The following is a 2,059-nucleotide window of genomic DNA, read 5'->3' as shown; positions in this document are numbered from 1 at the left end:
GGCACCGACTACACCCCCGCCCGCCTCTACCACCCCGAAACCGGCCGCTTCACCACCCGCGACCCCCACCCCACACCCCTCAACAAATACCAAGCCTTCGCAGCCAACCCCATCGAACACACCGACCCCAGCGGGAAGGTGCAGATCCGCATAAAGGGACGATCGGCGCTCGGTTGCGTGGAAAAGCAGACACCTGAGTTCGTTCCTGGCATGTCTGCATTGGCGCCCGGGAACCGTGATCAGCGCAACGAGCCTCCAGCCACCACCACCGCACAATCTACTATCAAAGAGATTGCGAAACAACACGCACACCAAGCATCCCTAAATACACTTTACTCTTCCATTACCTTGACAGCGAAGGCCGAAGTGGCCGGGATTCTCCAGTCCATTCAGAGGTCGGACCTTAAATACGGACGGGAAATTGGGAGGGCCTACGCCACTAGGATTCAGCAGTGGACTCCGCCCGACGGCTGCCAGTCCATGTTCGCCGCTTGCTTCAAGACGTTCAGCGAAGGAACTCCCTTTAGGCCCCACAGAAGAGTTAACTGGAACATGCGGAAGATTTTGTGGCCGATGGTCGCCAAGGGCAATATCAACGATGTGGTTGATTACCTGAATTCTAAGGGAGGGGAGATGCCGAAGGGGAGGATGTTCGCCCTGTCGATGAACACAATAGGAAAGGGCACCGGTAAACTAGATGGCCATATAGCTCTCATCCGCCTCGGCCAGCACAAAGGAGAGCTCCTGTTCAAACATATAGAAACCGGATTCTATGGCGAGTTTGATCCGCTCTATTGGCAGCGGCCTGACCTGGACTACACTGTCAGCTACTACTGGCTATGGGACACTGGAACAGAAAAACTCTCGACCGAAACACTGATCGGCAAAATGTATAATTTTGCGGCTATGTAACACGCCCCTTCGCTGCTCGCCGATACCTACTCTCGCGCCTTCAGCAGGAATACCGCCGCCCTATCGGGGTTTGTCGGCTGCGACCGGTGGAGGACCGCCTCGGCGACGGGTGGCGCCTCGCTATGGCGGGTGGCGTCCAATATGGTGTCGGTGATGCGCGAGCAGTACGCCGACCTGCACAGCGGTATGACCTTAACCGCGAGGGCAGTTGTTCGTTGTCCGGGGCGGGAGCGGCGGGAGTGGAGCCGTCGGAAGGCGTCGAGCCGTGGCCTCACGCTCGACTTTGAGCTCTTTCGTCTCTGCAGGGTTTCGCGTTGAAATCGCGTTGAAAGACTCGGGGAGGCGTTGACAGCACTAGTCCCGACCGGGCTCAGGCTGCGTTCGGAACCCCTGCTGGGCTTCAATTCGGTCGCCGCAACACCGGTTTCCTGGTCGGATAGTAGGCGCTCGTTGAGGGTTTCGGCGGGTGTCTTCCATCGGGGCCCTACGGGCCTGCTGTTGAGGGTGGCGGCGACTGCTTGGAGCTGGTCGACGTCGCAGCGGGACGGGTCCGTGCCCTTGGGTGCTCTGCGCATGCCAAGCCGGATGGGGTGGTGGCTCAGGCTCATCTCCTGGCGAGCAGAACGACGAGTGGACGAACACCGTCGCTTACATGGGACCCGAGATTCTCGGCCGCTGTCGGCTCCACTCCTCAACCGGCCACCCCAACCAACACACCGGCACCAGCAGAGCGGGGGCTGTTCGGAGGAGAGACATCCGTCCCGCCATCTGTTCTCCTCGACAGGACAGCTGACCGAATATGCGCCAGTCTCCGGGGTTCCACGTGCCTTCCACTGCCTCCTCTTTGTCTTCTGCTGCTGTGCGGCGCGTCCGCCGCAACGGCGTCGCCGGCCTCCTTGCCCTGGCCGCTGCCGGCACCGTTGCCGGGGAGAGCGCGGGTGAGGCCTTTGCCGCTCCCGGCTCCCGCTCGGCAGCCGCGGCGTCAGCGGTGCCGGGTGCCTCCGGCACCGTGTCGGGTGTGTTCGCCCCCGGCGAGGAGGCCGGCGGCGCGGTGGATGTGCGGACCGGCCGCTACTCCTTGGAGGTGCCGCTGCTGGCGACGGCGGGGCGTGGGGAGGCGGGGTTTGCGCTGGCTCTGTCGTATGAC

At 62.1% G+C, this 2,059-nt stretch carries 2 protein-coding genes and 1 pseudogene; 2 read left to right on the top strand and 1 reads right to left on the bottom strand.

From position 1 onward, the window contains the following. Positions 1 to 912, top strand: a 912-nt coding sequence (locus IF89_RS43855; RefSeq protein WP_158718123.1) for an RHS repeat-associated core domain-containing protein, incomplete at its 5' end; no start/stop codon positions are given. Between the two features lie 407 nt (positions 913 to 1,319). Here IF89_RS43855 and IF89_RS50030 read toward each other — a convergent pair. Next, a pseudogene (locus IF89_RS50030) lies at positions 1,320 to 1,475 on the bottom strand (IS30 family transposase); the annotation flags it as partial. Positions 1,476 to 1,771: 296 nt separating this feature from the next. On the opposite strand from IF89_RS50030, the gene IF89_RS48740 reads away from it, so the two are divergent. Further along, positions 1,772 to 2,059 (top strand): hypothetical protein (locus IF89_RS48740; RefSeq protein ID WP_043194836.1); only part of this gene is annotated, 288 nt, incomplete at its 3' end.

Source organism: Streptomyces sp. NRRL F-2664, assembly GCF_000719345.1.
Taxonomy (GTDB): domain Bacteria; phylum Actinomycetota; class Actinomycetes; order Streptomycetales; family Streptomycetaceae; genus Streptomyces.
This window is presented reverse-complemented; position numbering and strand designations above follow the sequence as displayed.